Origin of the sequence: Pedobacter ginsengisoli, from assembly GCF_030244015.1 — a bacterium.
Taxonomy (GTDB): domain Bacteria; phylum Bacteroidota; class Bacteroidia; order Sphingobacteriales; family Sphingobacteriaceae; genus Pedobacter; species Pedobacter ginsengisoli.
Window position 1 is genome coordinate 584885 of sequence record NZ_JASSYX010000001.1, and the last position, 17314, is coordinate 602198.

The 17314-nt window shown below is 42.6% G+C and carries 15 protein-coding genes; 8 read left to right on the forward strand and 7 right to left on the reverse strand.

Annotated elements, in window-relative coordinates:
* The first annotated feature begins 14 nt into the window (after positions 1-14).
* Entirely contained in the window at positions 15-512 is a 498-nt protein-coding gene (locus QEP08_RS02625; RefSeq protein ID WP_285055401.1) for a putative periplasmic lipoprotein, read from the forward strand.
* Between the two features lie 15 nt (positions 513-527).
* Here QEP08_RS02625 and QEP08_RS02630 read toward each other — a convergent pair whose 3' ends face one another.
* Entirely contained in the window at positions 528-1442 is a 915-nt protein-coding gene (locus QEP08_RS02630; protein ID WP_285055402.1) for a helix-turn-helix domain-containing protein, read from the reverse strand.
* Between the two features lie 9 nt (positions 1443-1451).
* The gene (locus QEP08_RS02635) at positions 1452-2381 is read right to left on the reverse strand and encodes an alpha/beta hydrolase family protein (RefSeq protein WP_285055404.1); all 930 of its coding nucleotides are present in this window, start codon (positions 2379-2381) and stop codon (positions 1452-1454) included.
* A gap of 217 nt (positions 2382-2598) precedes the next feature.
* On the opposite strand from QEP08_RS02635, the gene QEP08_RS02640 reads away from it, so the two are divergent.
* Both QEP08_RS02640 and QEP08_RS02645 read left to right on the forward strand, forming a co-directional pair.
* Positions 2599-3804 carry an ATP-binding protein gene (locus QEP08_RS02640; protein WP_285055406.1) on the forward strand — a complete coding sequence of 402 codons (1206 nt, stop codon included), beginning with the start codon at positions 2599-2601 and terminating at the stop codon, positions 3802-3804.
* 405 nt (positions 3805-4209) lie between these two features.
* Complete coding sequence (locus tag QEP08_RS02645; protein ID WP_285055408.1) at positions 4210-5658, forward strand: ATP-binding protein; 1449 nt, start codon at positions 4210-4212, stop codon at positions 5656-5658.
* 284 nt (positions 5659-5942) lie between these two features.
* Here QEP08_RS02645 and QEP08_RS02650 read toward each other — a convergent pair whose 3' ends face one another.
* Positions 5943-7484 (reverse strand): serine hydrolase domain-containing protein, encoded by a 1542-nt coding sequence (locus QEP08_RS02650; protein WP_285055410.1) that lies wholly within the window; start codon positions 7482-7484, stop codon positions 5943-5945.
* Between the two features lie 93 nt (positions 7485-7577).
* A complete protein-coding gene (locus QEP08_RS02655; protein ID WP_285055412.1) occupies positions 7578-9860 on the reverse strand; it encodes a M60 family metallopeptidase in 2283 nt (760 codons plus the stop codon).
* 167 nt (positions 9861-10027) lie between these two features.
* On the opposite strand from QEP08_RS02655, the gene QEP08_RS02660 reads away from it, so the two are divergent.
* The 3 genes from QEP08_RS02660 (at position 10028) to QEP08_RS02670 (ending at position 13013) form a co-directional block, all read left to right on the forward strand.
* Complete coding sequence (locus tag QEP08_RS02660) at positions 10028-10531, forward strand: hypothetical protein (RefSeq protein ID WP_285055415.1); 504 nt, start codon at positions 10028-10030, stop codon at positions 10529-10531.
* Complete coding sequence (locus QEP08_RS02665; protein ID WP_285055417.1) at positions 10512-11699, forward strand: retropepsin-like aspartic protease; 1188 nt, start codon at positions 10512-10514, stop codon at positions 11697-11699. Before QEP08_RS02660 ends, QEP08_RS02665 begins: the two co-directional genes overlap by 20 nt.
* Before the next feature lie 117 nt (positions 11700-11816).
* The gene (locus tag QEP08_RS02670) at positions 11817-13013 is read left to right on the forward strand and encodes an ATP-binding protein (protein ID WP_285055419.1); all 1197 of its coding nucleotides are present in this window, start codon (positions 11817-11819) and stop codon (positions 13011-13013) included.
* 93 nt (positions 13014-13106) lie between these two features.
* On the opposite strand, the gene QEP08_RS02675 is transcribed toward QEP08_RS02670, so the two are convergent.
* Positions 13107-14219, reverse strand: a complete 1113-nt coding sequence (locus QEP08_RS02675; protein ID WP_285055422.1) for an acyltransferase family protein — start codon at positions 14217-14219, stop codon at positions 13107-13109.
* Between the two features lie 160 nt (positions 14220-14379).
* On the opposite strand from QEP08_RS02675, the gene QEP08_RS02680 reads away from it, so the two are divergent.
* Together QEP08_RS02680 and QEP08_RS02685 are read left to right on the forward strand one after the other, a co-directional pair.
* The gene (locus QEP08_RS02680; RefSeq protein ID WP_285055424.1) at positions 14380-14940 is read left to right on the forward strand and encodes an NADPH-dependent FMN reductase; all 561 of its coding nucleotides are present in this window, start codon (positions 14380-14382) and stop codon (positions 14938-14940) included.
* Between the two features lie 66 nt (positions 14941-15006).
* Positions 15007-16125: a serine hydrolase domain-containing protein gene (locus QEP08_RS02685; protein WP_285055426.1), complete on the forward strand. Its 1119-nt coding sequence runs from the start codon at positions 15007-15009 to the stop codon at positions 16123-16125.
* Positions 16126-16205: 80 nt separating this feature from the next.
* Here QEP08_RS02685 and QEP08_RS02690 read toward each other — a convergent pair whose 3' ends face one another.
* Both QEP08_RS02690 and QEP08_RS02695 read right to left on the reverse strand, forming a co-directional pair.
* Entirely contained in the window at positions 16206-16757 is a 552-nt protein-coding gene (locus QEP08_RS02690) for a dihydrofolate reductase family protein (protein ID WP_285055428.1), read from the reverse strand.
* Positions 16754-17149 carry a DoxX family protein gene (locus tag QEP08_RS02695; protein WP_285055430.1) on the reverse strand — a complete coding sequence of 132 codons (396 nt, stop codon included), beginning with the start codon at positions 17147-17149 and terminating at the stop codon, positions 16754-16756. Before QEP08_RS02695 ends, QEP08_RS02690 begins: the two co-directional genes overlap by 4 nt.
* Between the last annotated feature and the right edge of the window lie 165 nt (positions 17150-17314).

Below are 17314 nucleotides of genomic sequence, written 5' to 3' on the forward strand. Positions count from 1 at the left end.
CTTAGCTTTACAACATGAAAAACATCCTTATTACCGCTGTAGCAGCAACACTTTTGCTATCGGCCTGTGGTTCAACCTCCAAAGTCTCTGATGGCAATTCCGACTCTGTTGCAGTCGCTAAAGACACTTCATTGACGGCTATTTTACGTGCTGGTGCCGAAGCTAAATTGACTGATTCTGTTAAAGTAGGTTTCATCGTCTATAACCATACGGATAGTGTGCGCCGATTTTGCAAATGGCATACTCCGTTTGAGCCTTTAATGAGTAAATATCTGGACGTCATTGCTGCGGATGGTACGGAGGCTCAATATCAGGGCCCTATGGCAAAACGGATGATGCCGCCACCTGCAGATAGTTACATCAGTGTTCAGCCGGGGGATAGTTTAGCGGTGCAAGTGAATGTTTCTAAGGGCTATCAGATTACCAAACCGGGGAAATACATCATTAAATACAATGGCTCTGGCCTTAGCGGTATCACCGTGAAAGACAGCGTTACAATTGATGTAAAATAGTTAACGTGCCCTGCTTTAATTGAAAGAACGTCTGAAATCCAGGGGCGACATACTGGTTTTAAGCTTAAATAGTTTACTAAAGGACGGGGGATGTTCAAATCCTAGTTCATAGGCGATCTCGCTTATCGACGCCTGGCTTGTCGATAACTGTTCTTTTGCTTTTTCAATCAGGTAGTTATGAATGTGCTGTTGTGCATTTTGCCCGGTAAGTGATCGCAGCATATCACTTAAATAACTGGCACTGACGTTTAATTGTGCAGAAAGAAATTGGACAGTAGGAAGCCCGTGCTTTTGTGTGTGTGGTGACTGGAAGTATGCGCGTAAAATGTCTTCTACCTTTTGAAGTAAATCGCTGCTTACCGCCTTACGGGTGATGAATTGCCGGTTGTAGAACCGGTTTGCATAATTCAGCAGCAATTCAATCTGGGAGATAACAACGTCCTGGCTGAAGTTATCAATTCTGTCTTTCAATTCTTCTTCAATACTTTGAAAAACAGAAATGATCATGGTTTTTTCTTTCTCCGACAAGTGCAGCGCTTCATTGGCCGAATAGGAAAAAAAGCCGTACGCTTTAATTTTTTTGGCGAGCTCGTAACCCAGTAAAAAATCCGGGTGGAAAAGTAAAGTATAACCAGATTGATCGCTTAGCGGTTCGTGGCCTCCTGTGATTTGATTCGGCGAAACAAAAAACATTCCTCCTTCGTCGAAATCGTAATAATGCTGTCCATATTTGAACTTGCCCTGGAAGTTCATCTTATAGGATATCTTGTAAAAACTTAAAATGTGGGGACTGGGGAGTTTTTCCAGCGGAATGGCCCCTTCGGCATTATTTATTAAACTTACCAATGGGTGCATAGGTGCCGGCATGTCCAGCGCCTTATGCAACCTTGATAAAGAATTAAATCTGTGGTCAGACATTTCATCCTTCATATTGTCTGTTTATAATTTGCTTTCAATGCTGCCTAACGCACCTTGTACGCCGTTAAGGCTTTTCTTCGCTTGTTCCCAACTTGAATCGGTTGGATCGAATGTACTCCGAATATACGCAAGAATGCTTTCACAAACAAAGGCAACACGCTCCGGATTTTCATCGCTTGTCTCACGGGCATCATACCCTGATATGCCACCAAAGATGTGTTCAGCACCAAACACGGTCAGCAGGTCTTTCGGGCCGGGACTTTGATAATAAGCGTCCGCACGCCAATTGTCCACGTCAGAGAACATGAGGTTTATGTCTTTGTCCCCGTTCACAATGAGTGCTGGCAAAGTCATGGTGCTGAAATCGCCGGCCGCCAGCACGGGATAGTGTTGTCTGGCTGCTCCGTTAAATCCTTCGGGTCCACCGGACGCGCCAATGAGCACCCGGGCCTTTAATCTTGGTTCTGCGGCATTGACTATTTTGCCTGTTGCGGGATCAGTTACCTCCATACCAGCCAACATGGCTACGGTCTGTCCGCCCATCGAATGGCCTACGACGGCAACTTTTTCTTTATCTACTCTTCCGGTTAACCCTGGTACTGTGGAAATGATTTCGTCCAAATGATCCAGGATAAATGTCATGTCAGCTGGCCGTGAACTCCAAAACAAGGGTGCTTCGGGCAGGGATGAAGAAAGCCCGAGCGCTTTGGAATTTTGATGAGTAGGTTGGATGACTACAAAACCTTCTGCGGCGAAAGAATCTACCATGGGACCATATCCTCTGTACGAAGAGAGAAAGTTAGACGGGCCATGCCCATGCGAAAGAAGAATAACCGGCAGATTGTTTCCGCTCGCGGGAGCAGAAACTTTTATTTCAAGGTCTACATGACGGCCGGAAACTGGTAATACAACCGGACTAAAGCTGATGGTGGGTGTTTTTGACTGTTTCATTTTATTTTTATTTTGATACAGGCAAAGTTCATCAGCCTTCAGCTCCCCGGCATAGTCAAAACGGGGCATTGCATAGCCAAACTCCGGATCTAACTTGCCTTTAAAAGGTGTGTAATGGGGATGGCTATACGATATACATGAAACTTTATGAAATTTTAAACAAAGTATACGGTATACATGAAATTATTTGTATTTTTGAATAAAGTATACGATATACATGAAACTTATTCGAAGAACAACCTATACCGATAAAGTAATCCCTTTTATCGATAAACAAGTAATTAAGGTGTTTACAGGTCAAAGACGTGTGGGGAAAAGTTATGTAATGCTTCAGTTAATAGCGCATATAAAACGTTTAGATAAAAATGCCCATATCGTTTATGTCAATATGGAACTAGACGACTATATTCACATTAAGACCCATATAGACTTAAGTAAATATCTTGAAGATAAATTCGTTGAAGGTAAGAAGAACTACTTCTTTATAGATGAAGTTCAGGAAGTACAGGAATTTGAGCGGACATTGCGAAGCTTGCTTGCCAAAGGAACATGTGATATTTATTGTACCGGCAGTAATGCCAATATGCTATCAGGAGAATTGGCTACTTTTTTGTCTGGCAGATATGTTGCGTTTCATATCCATAGTCTGAGTTATCTTGAGTTTTTACAGTTTCATAAGACGGAAAAGTCGTTTGAGTCTTTATTGCTTTATCTAAAATACGGTGGTATGCCCTTCTTGTCCAATATCGGATTACAGGAAGATTTGCCTTATGAATACCTTCGAAATGTCTATTCAACAATTTTATTGAAAGATGTGGTAGCCAGGGAAAATATCAGGAATGTCTCTTTCCTGGAAAATCTGGTGGCTTTCCTTGCAGACAATGCCGGCAGCCTTTTTTCAGCAACTAACATCAGTAAATATCTGAAGTCGCAAAGGGTTGATATATCCACCCAACTTACCATCAACTACCTGAAGGCATTGAGTAATACATTTTTCGTGCATAAGGTAGTCCGGTCGGAAATCGGAGGGTTGAAAATATTTGAAATCGGGGAGAAGTATTATTTTGAGGATTTGGGGTTACGTAATGCAATTGTCGGTTTTAATCAACGTGCAGATATTCATAAGCTGATGGAAAATGCAGTCTATTTGTATTTGAAACAACAGGGCTATCAGGTCTTTGTTGGGAAACTAGATGATAAAGAGGTTGACTTTGTTGCCGAGAGAAATGGAGCAAAGGTATATGTTCAAGTGAGCCTTACAGTAATGGATGAAAATACAGCTAACAGAGAATTTGGAAATCTTTTGAAGATTGAAGATAATTATCCAAAGTATGTAGTTACTTTAAATGACGTACTCATTGGCGATAGCAATGGTGGAATTATTCAACTAAATCTGGTCGATTTTTTAACGAATGCGCTTTAATTGATCTGCTCTTGCCTTTTACGTTTTCGAAAAACAAAAGAAAATAACTTACCACTTCCAATCAAGATGCACTATATGATTGATTCTATGACGCTCGATCATGGCCTGACGTCACTTTAATGGAATTTGCGCTGTGAGAGACTATGCCCCGGGTTAAATTTCGGCGAGTAGTCAGGATATAAGTAAGGTCAGGAAAATTTTAGTATAAGGATTTATGTGTTTAGTCCTGTGATTGATGCTATTCGTCCTAAAAATTTGCCTATTATTAATTTTTGTATATAGCCTGTCTTGGGCAAAAGTGGTGCGGGCCATGTCGTGTCATTTTTCTTATTCCCCCATTTTTAGTAAAAATAGACTTGTTGTAACAAGTCTATTTGTTTATATTTGAGTGTAATAAGTGCTTTTATGAAGATTTATAGTGTTATTCCTCCTGAGAAAATTATCGAACGTCTCCATTATGAAAACCCATGGTGGATCACGAAAGAGATACAGTCGGGATACAAAGCCATGCAAAGAAGGTTGTATTTCGACCTGTTTTTTCCTTTTGTTAAGGAACAGGACGTACGGAGAGCTGTGGTTTTGATGGGCCCCAGGCGCGTAGGGAAGACGGTAATGATGTTTCATGCAATAGACAAATTACTGCAGGAAGGGGTCAATCCCCAACAAATTTTTTTTGTAGGTATCGATAATCCTATTTATTTGAGCCTGAGTCTGGAAGATTTATTGTTTTTAGGGAAAGAGGCAGTTAAGCTTCAAAGTCTGGATGGCTGTTATGTATTTTTCGATGAGGTTCAGTACTTAAAAGACTGGGAGCGGCACCTGAAGATTTTGGTAGATTCATATCCCAATACCAAATTTATCGTTTCAGGTTCAGCCGCTGCTGCGCTGAAATGGCATAGTACGGAAAGCGGAGCGGGAAGATTTACTGACTTCATGTTACCACCACTGACCTTTCAGGAATATATTCATTTAAAAGGAATGGATCATTTAGTCCTGACTTCTGAAATTGAATATGGTAAACACAAAATTCCCTATAAATTAACACATGATGTCAAGGCATTAAACAAGGAATTCATCAGCTATTTGAATTTTGGAGGTTATCCGGAAGTTGTTTTATCTGAAAAAATCCAAAGTGATATGGGCAGATATATTAAAAGTGATATTGTGGACAAGGTACTTTTAAGGGATTTGCCAAGTCTGTATGGTGTAAAAGATGTGCAGGACCTAAACCGCTTTTTCACATATATAGCCTACAATACGGGCAATGAGTTTTCTTATGAAAGTATGTCTAAGGAAAGTGGGATGCCTAAGGAGACGCTGAAAAAGTATTTGGAATATTTGGAGGCTGCTTTTTTAATTAAAGTTTTAAATAAAGTAGATATCAATGCAAAACGATTGAAAAGAGTTACGAGCTTTAAAGTGTATCTGACCAATCCATCATTGAGAACAGCTTTATTTTCTCCAATCACTGAAACTGACAGCGAAATGGGTAATATGGTCGAAACAGCCATCCTTTCGCAGTGGATGCACCGCGAAAATCTTGATTTAACCTATGCCAGATGGAAAGATAAAAAAGAAGGTGAAGTGGATCTGGTTCTTCTGGATGACAAAAAGTTTAAACCTGTATGGGGAGTTGAGATAAAATGGAGTAACCGGTATTTCGACAAGCCACAGGAATTAAGTAGTCTGATACAGTTCTGTAAGGCAAATAATTTTAAAAATGCCCTGGTAACCTCGATAGATGAGTTGGGAGTCAGGGAGATAAGTGATTTGCAGTTTACTTTTGTACCTTCTTCGTTATATGCGTACAACATTGGGGAAAATACACTTAAAATGAAAAGCACTGCCTATTAAGCTACCATTTAGAGTCGGGCAGTTTTAAATATGCCAGGTTCTACAACATCCCGGCTAAGCTTTCCTTTTCTTCATCAGTCAGGTCAGCTACGTTATTTATGATTTCAAGGATATTCCCGCTGTTTCCTGTAGCAAGTACCAGGTTTAAAAGGCCACCAGTGCTTTACTCTGCTGATTATTTGAAGCCTGGAATATGCAAGGTTGCGGTTGATAAATAATTGTAATATCAAAGCGGTAATTCACCTTCGCTTGATCATGGCAGTCAGATAAGTGTTCTGGCTGATTTATAAAACTCTTTTTCCCGTATAGACAATTTCTTTTCCTTTTTCAACGCTATTGGTCTGGTGAACCGTGATGCTGTCTGCAGCAAATTCACATACAAACTTTTCCGTATGCGGACTTTCAATATACCTGAGGGTTAATGCTAAGCGATGATCACCAGTCCAGGAGTAGCTGCCTGCTACTTTTGCCGGAACCAGCATGGTGCGTATCTCTTTTGCTCCGGCAGTTAGTGAAGGGCCGGGCTTGTTCGTCAAACCTGCAAGCCAGCTGCCCGCACCGAAACTTAGGCTATAGTTCGCTGTGTCACCGCTAAGGCTTATCCGGCAGTTGCCATCACCGCTAAATTTAAAAGAGATGTTACTGATTTTAGAACGATCGTTTGCCAGTGTGTAAGATTTTCCATCGATCTCAGCCGCAAACCCGCTCATTTGTTTGGTAAGCGGAGGTAAGGTCAGTTCCTTTAAAGTTTTTTTCAATTGCGCTGCAGCAGGTTTGTTTTTTGGCAATTTATCCCGATGCATTGCCGGCAATAAGTACTTCCATACCAGATCAATCTCTCCCTGCATATCGGAAGTTTCGGCAGTAATGGCGATTACGGCGTCCTGATCTGGCATAACGATCATGTATTGCCCGAAAGCCCCGTCTCCCCGGTAGGAGTTGTTCTTGGATCGCCACATTTGGTAAGCGTAGCCCTGTTCCCAGTCACTGGCATCCCGCTTTTCTCTGGGCATATCCGGATGCTGGATTATTTTTGCCGTGCTGGCTTCTTCTGCCCACCCCAATGGCAATATCTGTTTGCCCTTCCATTGGCCTTTTTGGAGGAACAGCTGTGCAAACTTGGCCATATCTTCTGTTTTCAGACGTAAGCCCCAACCGCCTGTACTGATACCTTTCATGTCGGTTTCCCAATCCATGTTTTTTATGCCGAGCGGTTTGAATAATCTTGGCGTAAGGTATTGTAGTACGGTCTGGCCGGTGACTTTCTGAATAATGGCCGATAGCATATAGGTTCCCAATGAATTGTATAAAAACACAGTCCCTGGTTTATGGACGATAGGTGCTGCTAAAAAACCCTTTACCCAATTGGTATCGGCAGCTATGTAGCCTGGCTCCGGATCCTGTCCGTCAGCCATGATCAGGGCGTCTCTTACGGTAAGCTGTGCCAGGTTGGGGCTAATCGTCGGCGGTGCCTGATCCGGGAAGAAAGAGATGATCTTGCTGTCCAGTGCCAGTTTCCGTTCACCGATGGCAAATCCAATTGCAGTTGCGGTGAAGCTTTTGCTGCAGGAGTATAGCGAATGCCTAAGATCCGGGCCATAGGGGTTCCACCATCCATCCGCTATCACTTTACCGTGACGGACGAGCATGAAACTATGGAACTCTGTCTTGCTGGTACGGGTTGCGTTAACGAAATCAAGGATGCCTTTGGAATCAACGCCTTCTTTCTCCGGAACACTGTGTGGTAAATGCTGGGGATGTGCCGGGAGATAAAAAATTACCTGTAATAGCAGGACAAAGGAGAGGGTACGAATATTGAAATGCATATTTTTAGATTAAGCGGCCAGGTTTAAACACATAATGAAGGTGATAAAGAATTTCATACGTAGGTTAATTTCTACAACGAATATAGTAAACGATCATTGGATTTTAACCCCTGATCCGTTCAGCTCTTCCGGAAACCAGGGACTCAAATGCACTGCCTTCTTTTTTGCTTCTTCCGATACTGGTACTTTCCAGGTTTCAAAGAACCTGGTCAGGTTGCTGTTTGTTGACTTGCAGATGTTTAAGAACCACATGTCCCGCTTATCCTGATCGCTTTTGGGATACCTTGCCGTCGGCATGCTGCGGTAGGCCCGGTGAACATTCAGAATTGACTCCCAGCCAAAACGGTCGATGATCTGTACATACATACTCAGCGCCAGAAAGGGATCTGCCGACCACTTTTCATAGCTTGGATTGTTTGTCAGATAGGCTTTGATTCGCTGGATTACATCCTCCTTCCCTTTTAAATTGTCATGGTTATATATTCCTTTGTGCAGCACTTTGTCGTACACGTACATGGTATAAAGATTCACCGTTACCTCACCGGTACCGGGAAAATCAAAGTAACCAAACTGATGACGGTGTCCGAGCTCGTGAAATGTGCCCCATGATCCGTTCTTGCGCATGAATTCCTCGTTGAGCATCCATTCGCAGCTCTGATCGTCCGGCACGACAATGCGCTCCCAGGTGGTAAACATGTAGCCGTAAGCTACGTCATTGTCCACAATGATCCTTTCCTGATGTACCCGTTTTTTGGAGATCACGGCCAGTTCTGCATCCGCATCCATTACCTCATCCCAAAATTTCATCAGCTTCACAGGGTTATCCAGCTTACGTATCCTATAAGAAGGAACGGTCAGCACAATATTGTCGGTAGCCAATTCCGCCCAGGGCCCCGGATAGTCCCTGACGGTGCTCAACCATTCAGCTTCGCTGGTCTCGCCCAGTTTAAAGTAGGGTGCTTTCACTGCCCCGTCTATGCGGATAGCAATGGTGTCCTGCCTGGTATTGTCAGGAATGTTGAGCAGTAACAGTCCGCCGAAAGGGGAGTATACTTCTGTCGTCTCCTGTTCCAGTTTAAATTTTCTGACCAGGTCGGCTGCATACCGGGTGACTTTGTCGAGATGCATTACATTGTCACCATGTACACCGATCTGGGCAATCAGCCCCAGCTTGAGCAGGCTTTTATCAATGGTGATTTTAACCTTTTCTCCCGCAGGAATGTAATAGCCGGTTGAATGTCCTCTGTGATAAACCGATGGAGGATCGATCAGACCTTGTGTGCCGACTTTGACCGGAATACGCACGTTTTCTTTAACCCTTGTGGCTGTTGCAGGGACCGGGCCCGGGAAATCTTCATGCCCCGGCGCTTTTTTTTCCGGATTGCTTTTGAAATCCATGGCTTTTTCGTAAAACATATTGAGCAGCTTGTAGCCGGCTTTGTGCTCGTCTGTTGGCAGCATCATCGGGTTTTTAGGTGTCGGGATCCTGATCGAATCGGGGAGGTGATAGTGTGCTTTGATGCTCTTCATCACGGGAGCGCCCTTTTCATTGTATTTGAAGATGAGGTCGAGCATGGGGTTGACCAGGTAATAGTCCGCATACATTCCCAGCCGTTCTCTTTTTGTTGATAACCAGGGCAGCAGGGTTTTGATGTGAAGGTAATCCGGGATGTTGCCGGTACTGAGGCTGGTATTTGTAGATGAACGTTTGATGACCATGTTGTAGTTAAAAACGCCCGCTTTCACCAACAGGGAATTTATAAGCAGTTCTGTAGTACCTTCAGCATTGCTTGCCGGTTTTTTTACTTGTTCCCCATTGGGCGATGCAAACCACAAAGTACCGCCGTTGCGAACAAACTGCTCGATACGGTCCAGGTCGGCCTGTCTGCTAATGTCTTTCGTCAATAACAGGATATCTGTATTGTCTTTAATGGCTACTGAACTCATTTCATAAGGCTGAGCACCCTGTCCCTTCATTAATTTAATTAATTCCGAATCGGCGTTGCCTAAAATAGCAATGTGTGGCCGGGAACCTGATAGTGCCATGGCGTTTTTAAGCAGTTGGGCTACACCACTGTGTTTGAGCTGGGTACTGCGGAAGTAAGCCGGAGAACCGATCAGCAAGATTCTGCCTTTGTCCAGCACAGTCGACATCACCACTGTCGCGCGAAGATCTACGCCGACTTCAACCTTAGTCAGTGCGATGATTTCAGGATTTTCATTTACTGTAAAAAAGACTGACATTCCAGGCTCGCCTTTTTCAGGCATGGGCAGGTAGGTGACATCTTTAAGAAGCTGCGATTTGATGTCTTCCTGAGAACAGGCTGAACAGATGTGGATCAGCAACAGGCAAAGTGTAAATAGAGCGTTTTTCATAAATGCAAGATACAGTGCGTTTTAGACGAAACATAATCGGGCAGGAAGAATTAACGATTTTTAACATTACCGGGTAGTATGCTCATACACTCAGAAAAATGAAACATTTTTATTGGTGCATGGAAAGTAGTTGATATATTTACTATAACCAATTAATTAACGCCAATATGAAAGGAAAATCACTAATTCTTATATTAGTAGCTATGCTCATCGGAGTTGCCGGTTTCGCTCAAACACTGAAGAAAAAAAACATTAAAAGCACTGCGGGGAACACAGCAGTACAGCGTAGTACACCCTCTGAAAACACAGCACATATTGGAACCTGGAAACTGATCCGCCAAAAGATAACTTATGGAAATGGTCAAATTCTAATATCAGACAGTTCATCCGTTTTTTTACGAAAAATATTGACCCCAACAAATTTTGTCGTGATAGTTGAAAAGAAAATTCCTGAGCTAAAGGATAAAAAAATTGTTACCGGAGCATCGGGAGGAACCTACACGCTGCAAGACGGAAATTATCAGGAGTTTACAAAATATGCTGCTTTTGATGGTTTTGAGAAAATGGAAATTAACTACAAACTAACGATGAAGGACGGCAAGCTTCATACAATCGGTACTATTGGCGGGCCTGAAATATATGAGGAATTATATGAAAGGGTGGATTGGTAGCTTAGTACTCCTGCTTGGCCTAAGTGTCACCTGTGTTTATTCACAAGAGGTTTTTACGGCCAACCAGGGGGGGACCAGTCAAAAAAACTATTATACTGAAATTGATTATGAAAATATAGGGTGGGCACCGATTATAAAAGTGACCATTAACGGCAAGGAATATCGTTTTGCCATTGATACCGGCGCACCCAATACGATTACAAAAGCCTTATTTGATCTACTCAAACCCAAAATACTAAGCAAGGTTCCAATTTGGGATGGCAATGGGAGTGTAGACAGTTTAAATATTGTAAACCTGAATGAAATTACCGTAGGCGGTGTGGTGTTCAATGATATTCCAACTGTGGTTCCCAGGAATCCGGTCTTTTTTGATTGCCTTAAGATCGATGGTTTTATAGGCAGCAATATGCTGCGAAATTCTATTGTGCATTTTTCTTCAAAAACCCAGAAAATAATACTTACAGATCAGCCGGACAATCTGAATTTGAACCAGAAACAATCGACTGATTTATTTCTGTCCCCGAATCAAAGCGAACCTTTCGTTACCGTCATTTTTATAGGAAAGAACGCTGGCACCATCGGTACATTATTCGACACAGGCAGTGCAGGACTATTTGCGCTTTCTCTGCTTCATTTTACAGGCACGGAGAAAGCTGAGGTTTTTAATGTACTGGCAAAATCAAAAGGGAGAAATAGCATGGCTCTTTACGGCACGGGGATAGACATGGCACAATATCGGCTAAGGGTGCCTGAGTTCAGAATTAACGGAGCTGTTTTTAAAAATGTAAGTGCCAGTACCACACCCGGAGAGCAATCCACGATTGGATCACAACTTTTAAATTACGGAATAGTAACCGTTGATTATAAAAACAGAAAATTCTACTTCGAGCCTTTTGAAACTTCAGTTGATCTGCTGGAGGGTATGTTTCCGGTAACGTTTATTCCAAAAGACAATAAAGTATTTATAGAGATGGTTTGGGATGAGCAGCTAAAGGAGAAAATCAGTGTCAATGACCAGGTACTGGCGATTGACGATATCAGCTATGCAAATATTTCCATGTGCGATTTCTTGCTTAAAACCGATCTGTATGAAGGTAAAGACCGGTCGGTCCTGACCCTCAAAACCCCGGATGGTAAGATCAAAAAGGTACCGATAAATAAGAAGTAGAATATCAGCTCCTTGCTGTCTGCAGGTACGGTCTTGCATTCATAAAATTCAATATTTAAACAAAAATGCACATAAAAAATGCAATTTTTAGTTATTTTTGCATATATTTTTTGCAAAATGGAGAATTTAAGACTGAAATCTAACATTGTCATTCAGGACCTGTCCATGGCCATCATACGCAATAGGGCCCGTGAAATAGATTGGAATGATCGTTTAATCGGCATATTAGGCGCAAGAGGAACTGGAAAGACTACTTTAATGTTACAACGCTTAAAAGCGGAATATGGGTTCAGCAGGGAGGCAATGTATATCACTATGGATGATATTTATTTTACTTCAAACCTGCTTTCTGATTTTGCACTTCAGTTTAGGCAACAGGGTGGGAAGATATTATTTATTGATGAGGTACATAAGTATCCGGATTGGGCCAGGGAAATAAAAAACATATATGATTTTTATAGGGACCTCAAAATTGTGTTTACAGGATCTTCCATCATTGATATTTCCAGGCAAAATGCTGATTTAAGCAGACGTGCAGTTCAATATGAATTAACAGGCCTTTCTTTTCGGGAGTTTTTACATTTTTCGAACATTGCCAATCTCCAGGCAGTTTCCTTAAAAGACTTATTAAAAAGTCATGTGGAAATTGCTCATGATATGATAACAGGTTTTAAGCCGTTACAACATTTTGCTGATTACCTTAAGTTTGGATATTATCCTTTTTTTATCGAAAATATCAATACTTATCACATGCGGATTGAAAAAGTTGTAAGACTCATTATTGAGGAAGATCTGCAGTTCATCGATGGCTTTAATCCGCACCATTCAAGAAAGGTTTACCAGCTTTTATATATTCTGGCTACTAATGTGCCGTTTAAACCAAATATTTCCAAACTGGCAGAAAAGACAGAGATAAATAGAAATATAATTGTGGAATACCTGCATTATCTTGAAGGCGCACGTTTGGTAAACTCACTTTCTGCAGCGGGCCGGAGTACAAGTATTTTGCAAAAGCCGGATAAAATATTTTTAGAAAACACCAATTTGCTATATGCACTGACACCGGAAAATGTGGACAAGGGAACATTACGGGAAACATTTTTTATGAGTCAGTTGAAAAATGGGGGGTATGATGTTAAGCTTCCCTTAAAAGGAGACTTCTTTGTGAATGATCAGCATACCTTTGAAATTGGCGGAAAGGCCAAACCGGCCAGGCAGCTAGAAGGCATTCAGGATTCGTTTATTGCTGCAGATGATATGGAGGCGGGAACAGGCAATAAAATCCCGCTTTGGTTATTTGGAATGTTAGGTTAGCACCCCTGGTGGGGGGAAAGATGGAACAACAGGTTTTAAAGTGACATGTCTATTAAGCTGGAGGGTATTCAGAAAGACCGGAGGAAATGCAGACTAACTAAGGTTTTTCCGCAGCCATTTTCGAACCGGCTCATCATACCATTTTGATGAGGCATATGCCAAAATAATGCTGCCCAAAAAAATAAGTAACCCATAAGGCCAGGCGGTTGCGATCGTTATCCCTTTATTGTCACTGATCCAGGCAACGTAAAAGTAAACGATGGGATAATGCACTAAATATAGCGGATAGGATATGTCACCCAGGAACTTACAGATCCTGTTTTCTTCCTGGCTTTGCATTACGCCACTGGCGCCAAGATAAACGATAAGCGGGAAAACGATGATAATACAAACAGCATCATAGATCCCATTCATCCAGCCCTGTTCGGTACCGCCAATGCGGGGCATATAAAGTACAACGGCTACTAAAAGGCTGCACCACAACAATGCATTTTTTATTCTTGTGGGCTTTGCGATCCGGGAAAGCAGTACGCCGGCAAAGAAGGGAAACATCACACGTGTAAATCCAATGCGCAGGTGTTCTGCGTTAAATGTCCAACCACCGCTGACATCACCGTTTGAAATGGCCAGATGCGCCAGAACGACTGCCGCAATGCCTACTAAGACGCTTAAGGCTGTTTTAGAGAACCGCCTTATCCAGACCGCATAAAGAATGTTAGCGATGTATTCAAAAAACAATGACCATCCCACACTGTTCAGGGGATGCATTTCTTGCCAGCCTCGTATATCAAGGGATAAGGGTACAGGCAGGATGGTGTAACCTACCAGTAGCACCAGGAGCATCTTCCAGAGCGGTACAGTATGAATGAGCGGCCATAATGTAGAATCTGTGAAATAAAAGCCAATAGCTCCCAGCGTCATTCCCAGGATCACCATTGGCTGCAAGCGGATAATCCGACGTTTGAAAAAACTGCCGAAGGTCATTTTATGCCATCTGTCGTCGTAAGCATAACTCATCACAAAACCCGATAACAAAAAGAAAAAGTCGACTGCCAGGTATCCGTGATTAATGAGTTTATCTACATTACTTGTCGAAAACGGCTCAGCGAGGTGAAAGGTTACGACAATAATTGCAGCGACACCACGGAGGCCGTCTAATATGGGATAGTGCGGCTTACTGGCCAGCTCGTTCAGGTCATTTCTCATGAGTGGGTTGTAAAAATTGCAATTTGTAAAAAATTACTCAGTGAAAATTAGTTTTTATAAACCTTTATAAAAAGTTCTTTCCCACGGCAATGAAGCTTCTTTGAACAACTCTTTACAGCTGTAGTTGTAGCGCTTCCAAATAATTCTTAGTTTTAGCTGTATGAACAAGACAATAGGAATTATCGCAGGGAGTCTGCGCAGGGAATCATTTTCCAAAAAACTGGCTGCCGCTGTACTCGAAATGGCGCCTGAAGGCTTTACTTTTAAGATCATTGCAATTGATGATCTGCCCTTATATAACCAGGACTTTGATGATGACGGCACTGCGCCGGCTTCTTACCATGTTTTTAGGGAAGAAGTAAGTTCGGTTGATGGTGTAATTTTTATTACTCCGGAATACAACCGGTCTGTCCCGGCGGTACTAAAAAATGCACTCGACGTGGGTTCCCGTCCGTATGGGAAAAGTGTATGGAATACCAAGCCGGCGGCTATATTCAGTAACTCCCCTGGTGCACTGGCGGCATTTGGCGCTAACCATCATTTGAGGCAAAGTCTGGTTTTCCTGAATATGCCTGTAATGCAGCAGCCGGAAGTTTACCTCTCAAAGGTAGCTGAAGCTTTTGATGAAAATGGCGTATTGACTGGCAGGACCAAAGATTTGCTTGAAAATGCCGTTAGTGAATATGTAGCCTGGTTTTCAAGAACTGTTCAGTTTTCCTGATTCTGGAATAGCGTCTTGTTAAATTGGTGAGCAGCCCGTCTTATAAACGATGAATAAGCATGTACAATGAAGATAAGTAAATCAACAATCACACTTTCTGCCGTTTTATTACTAAATACTTCATTTGCTAAGGCACAGGATGCCAGTAGAGATCTATATATTCAGAAACTTGGTAAAGAATATGTCCGTTCGCCTGAAGCTATGGGATTATCTGTTGGCATATTTTACCAGGGCAAGCCGGCACAATATCATTTCGGCACCATTAGCAAAAACAGAAGTGAGCCGCCAACAGGTCAGACGGTCTATGAACTCGGTTCAATTACCAAGGTCTTTGCCAGCACGCTATTGGCTAACGCTGTACTGGAACATAAGGTTAGTTTAGACGATGATATAAGGAAATACTTGCCCGGCAAATACCCAAATCTTGTCTACAAGGGGCATCCGGTCAAATTGGTTCATTTGGCCAATTTAACGTCAGGGCTGCCAAACTGGATTCCAGATGCTGATTCGTTGTTTCAGTCGCTACCGCAGGATTCGATTCCGCAAGCGCTGATTCGACAACACAAAAACTTCAGTAAGCAGCAGTTTTATAAGGAATTGCAAAAGGTTACTTTAAGTACTGAGCCGGGTATCACCCCAAAGCATTCTAATGCCGCGGCACAAATGTTAGGTTTTATCCTTGAAGAGGTTTATCAAAAGCCGTTCGAAAATCTGGTGAACAGGTACATTACCGGGCCGTTGAAAATGAAGCAAACCGTGTTACAGCCAGCTAAAACAAAGTTGCTGGCTACAGGTTACAATGATAAAGGTGTAATAATGCCTTATATCACAACGCCGGATCTCCGGTCGTCAAGTGAACTGGTATCTTCAATAACTGATATGTTAAAGTTTTTGCAGTATGAATTGGATACTGCCAATAAGGCCGTAAAGCTTACTCAGCAAGCTACGGTCTTTAATCCAAGTGACACGGTGGCCCTGAACTGGCATGTGGCTGGTGAAGGGCCGTCAGGATACCTGTGGCATACCGGGGGTACCTTTGGCTTCAGCAGTTATGTAGTACTTGTACCTGCCCAAAAACTTGGGCTGATATTCCTTGCGAACGTGTCAGATGCGGCAACGCAAACAAAACTTGACAGCATGGCTGCAGACATCATAAAATACCTCAATACAAATCAGGTTCACTAATTCCAAAAAAAATCATTTCATAATGGTGACAATGGCTGCAATAAGCTCAATGGTAAAATACAGTCTGTTGAGATTAAATATCAGTCAACGCCCGGCTTGTAGTAAAGTATTACTGAACCACCAGTAAAGGTTTTAGTTTTTATGAGCTTCAGACCGGTTCTGTCGTTTAAGTTTTCAAATAATTGCATGCCGTTTCCGGCGATGACGGGGTGAATACACAGCTGGAATTCATCAATTAGGTTGAGTTTGATCAGGCTGATGATTAAGCTGCGGCTGCCGACTAAAATGTCCCTGCCTGGTTGTTTCCTGAGTGCCAATACTTCTTCTTCCAGTGTTCGGGTTGCCAGACTTGCAGTTTCCCATTCCAGGTTTTTGAGCGTCCGGGAAAATACAACCTTGGGAATGCGGTCTATCGCTACGGCAAAGTCGTCCATTGCTTTGTCTCCTGATGGATTTTTTAGGAGCGCAGGCCAGTATTCCATCAGCTGATAGGTGATCCTGCCATACAGGATCACATCAGCCGCTCTCAGCAGATCAGCGTAGTGGTGGTGTATTTCTTCGTCTGCAATACCGGCAGTATGGTCGAAAACCCCGTCCAGTGTCATGTTGATTGCCGCAATTACTTTTCTCATTGCACCATGTCTTTTCCGCTGATCATTGGCAAATATTTCGCTCTGTTTTCATAGATGATCCAGATAAGAATGAGACAGAAAGGCAGTGCGATGGGCAGGCCGGAGGGTTCGGTCACAGTATTGGTGAGCATGATGCCTACCATTACAGGTACGATGATCAGTGCACCGAGCGCCCGTGTTCTGGGAAAGATGATGAGCAGGCCACCCAGCAGTTCCGCCCAGCCCACAAGCGGGATCAGCCAGCCGATGGTCATCATGGCGGTCATTGCTTTTACCAGTGATTCCGGCATATTTTCCGGTGCTGGCATGTAATTGAAAAATTTGTTGAGCCCGGCATTGATGAACATCAGTCCGAAGAGCAGGCTAAGTACGAAGGTGATTTTGTTTCTCATTTTAGTTTTTTAAGTTTTTAAACATTTTGCTTTCACAAATATAGCTGACTGTTTCCTAAATGGTGATGTGTTAAAATGACAATTTTGAGGGTAGATCACGACATGACTTCAACTCAGGCTGCGCCATAAACTTGTATAAAACTACTTACTTTTCAGTGTATATTG

Excerpts from the sequence above, each read along its gene's own strand:
- QEP08_RS02625 (WP_285055401.1), top strand. The coding sequence starts at position 15 with ATGAAAAACATCCTTATTACCGCTGTAGCAGCAACACTTTTGCTATCG.
- QEP08_RS02630 (WP_285055402.1), bottom strand. The coding sequence starts at position 1,442 with ATGAAGGATGAAATGTCTGACCACAGATTTAATTCTTTATCAAGGTTG.
- QEP08_RS02635 (WP_285055404.1), bottom strand. The coding sequence starts at position 2,381 with ATGAAACAGTCAAAAACACCCACCATCAGCTTTAGTCCGGTTGTATTA.
- QEP08_RS02640 (WP_285055406.1), top strand. The coding sequence starts at position 2,599 with ATGAAACTTATTCGAAGAACAACCTATACCGATAAAGTAATCCCTTTT.
- QEP08_RS02645 (WP_285055408.1), top strand. The coding sequence starts at position 4,210 with ATGAAGATTTATAGTGTTATTCCTCCTGAGAAAATTATCGAACGTCTC.
- QEP08_RS02650 (WP_285055410.1), bottom strand. The coding sequence starts at position 7,484 with ATGCATTTCAATATTCGTACCCTCTCCTTTGTCCTGCTATTACAGGTA.
- QEP08_RS02655 (WP_285055412.1), bottom strand. The coding sequence starts at position 9,860 with ATGAAAAACGCTCTATTTACACTTTGCCTGTTGCTGATCCACATCTGT.
- QEP08_RS02660 (WP_285055415.1), top strand. The coding sequence starts at position 10,028 with ATGAAAGGAAAATCACTAATTCTTATATTAGTAGCTATGCTCATCGGA.
- QEP08_RS02665 (WP_285055417.1), top strand. The coding sequence starts at position 10,512 with ATGAAAGGGTGGATTGGTAGCTTAGTACTCCTGCTTGGCCTAAGTGTC.
- QEP08_RS02670 (WP_285055419.1), top strand. The coding sequence starts at position 11,817 with ATGGAGAATTTAAGACTGAAATCTAACATTGTCATTCAGGACCTGTCC.
- QEP08_RS02675 (WP_285055422.1), bottom strand. The coding sequence starts at position 14,219 with ATGAGAAATGACCTGAACGAGCTGGCCAGTAAGCCGCACTATCCCATA.
- QEP08_RS02680 (WP_285055424.1), top strand. The coding sequence starts at position 14,380 with ATGAACAAGACAATAGGAATTATCGCAGGGAGTCTGCGCAGGGAATCA.
- QEP08_RS02685 (WP_285055426.1), top strand. The coding sequence starts at position 15,007 with ATGAAGATAAGTAAATCAACAATCACACTTTCTGCCGTTTTATTACTA.
- QEP08_RS02690 (WP_285055428.1), bottom strand. The coding sequence starts at position 16,757 with ATGAGAAAAGTAATTGCGGCAATCAACATGACACTGGACGGGGTTTTC.
- QEP08_RS02695 (WP_285055430.1), bottom strand. The coding sequence starts at position 17,149 with ATGAGAAACAAAATCACCTTCGTACTTAGCCTGCTCTTCGGACTGATG.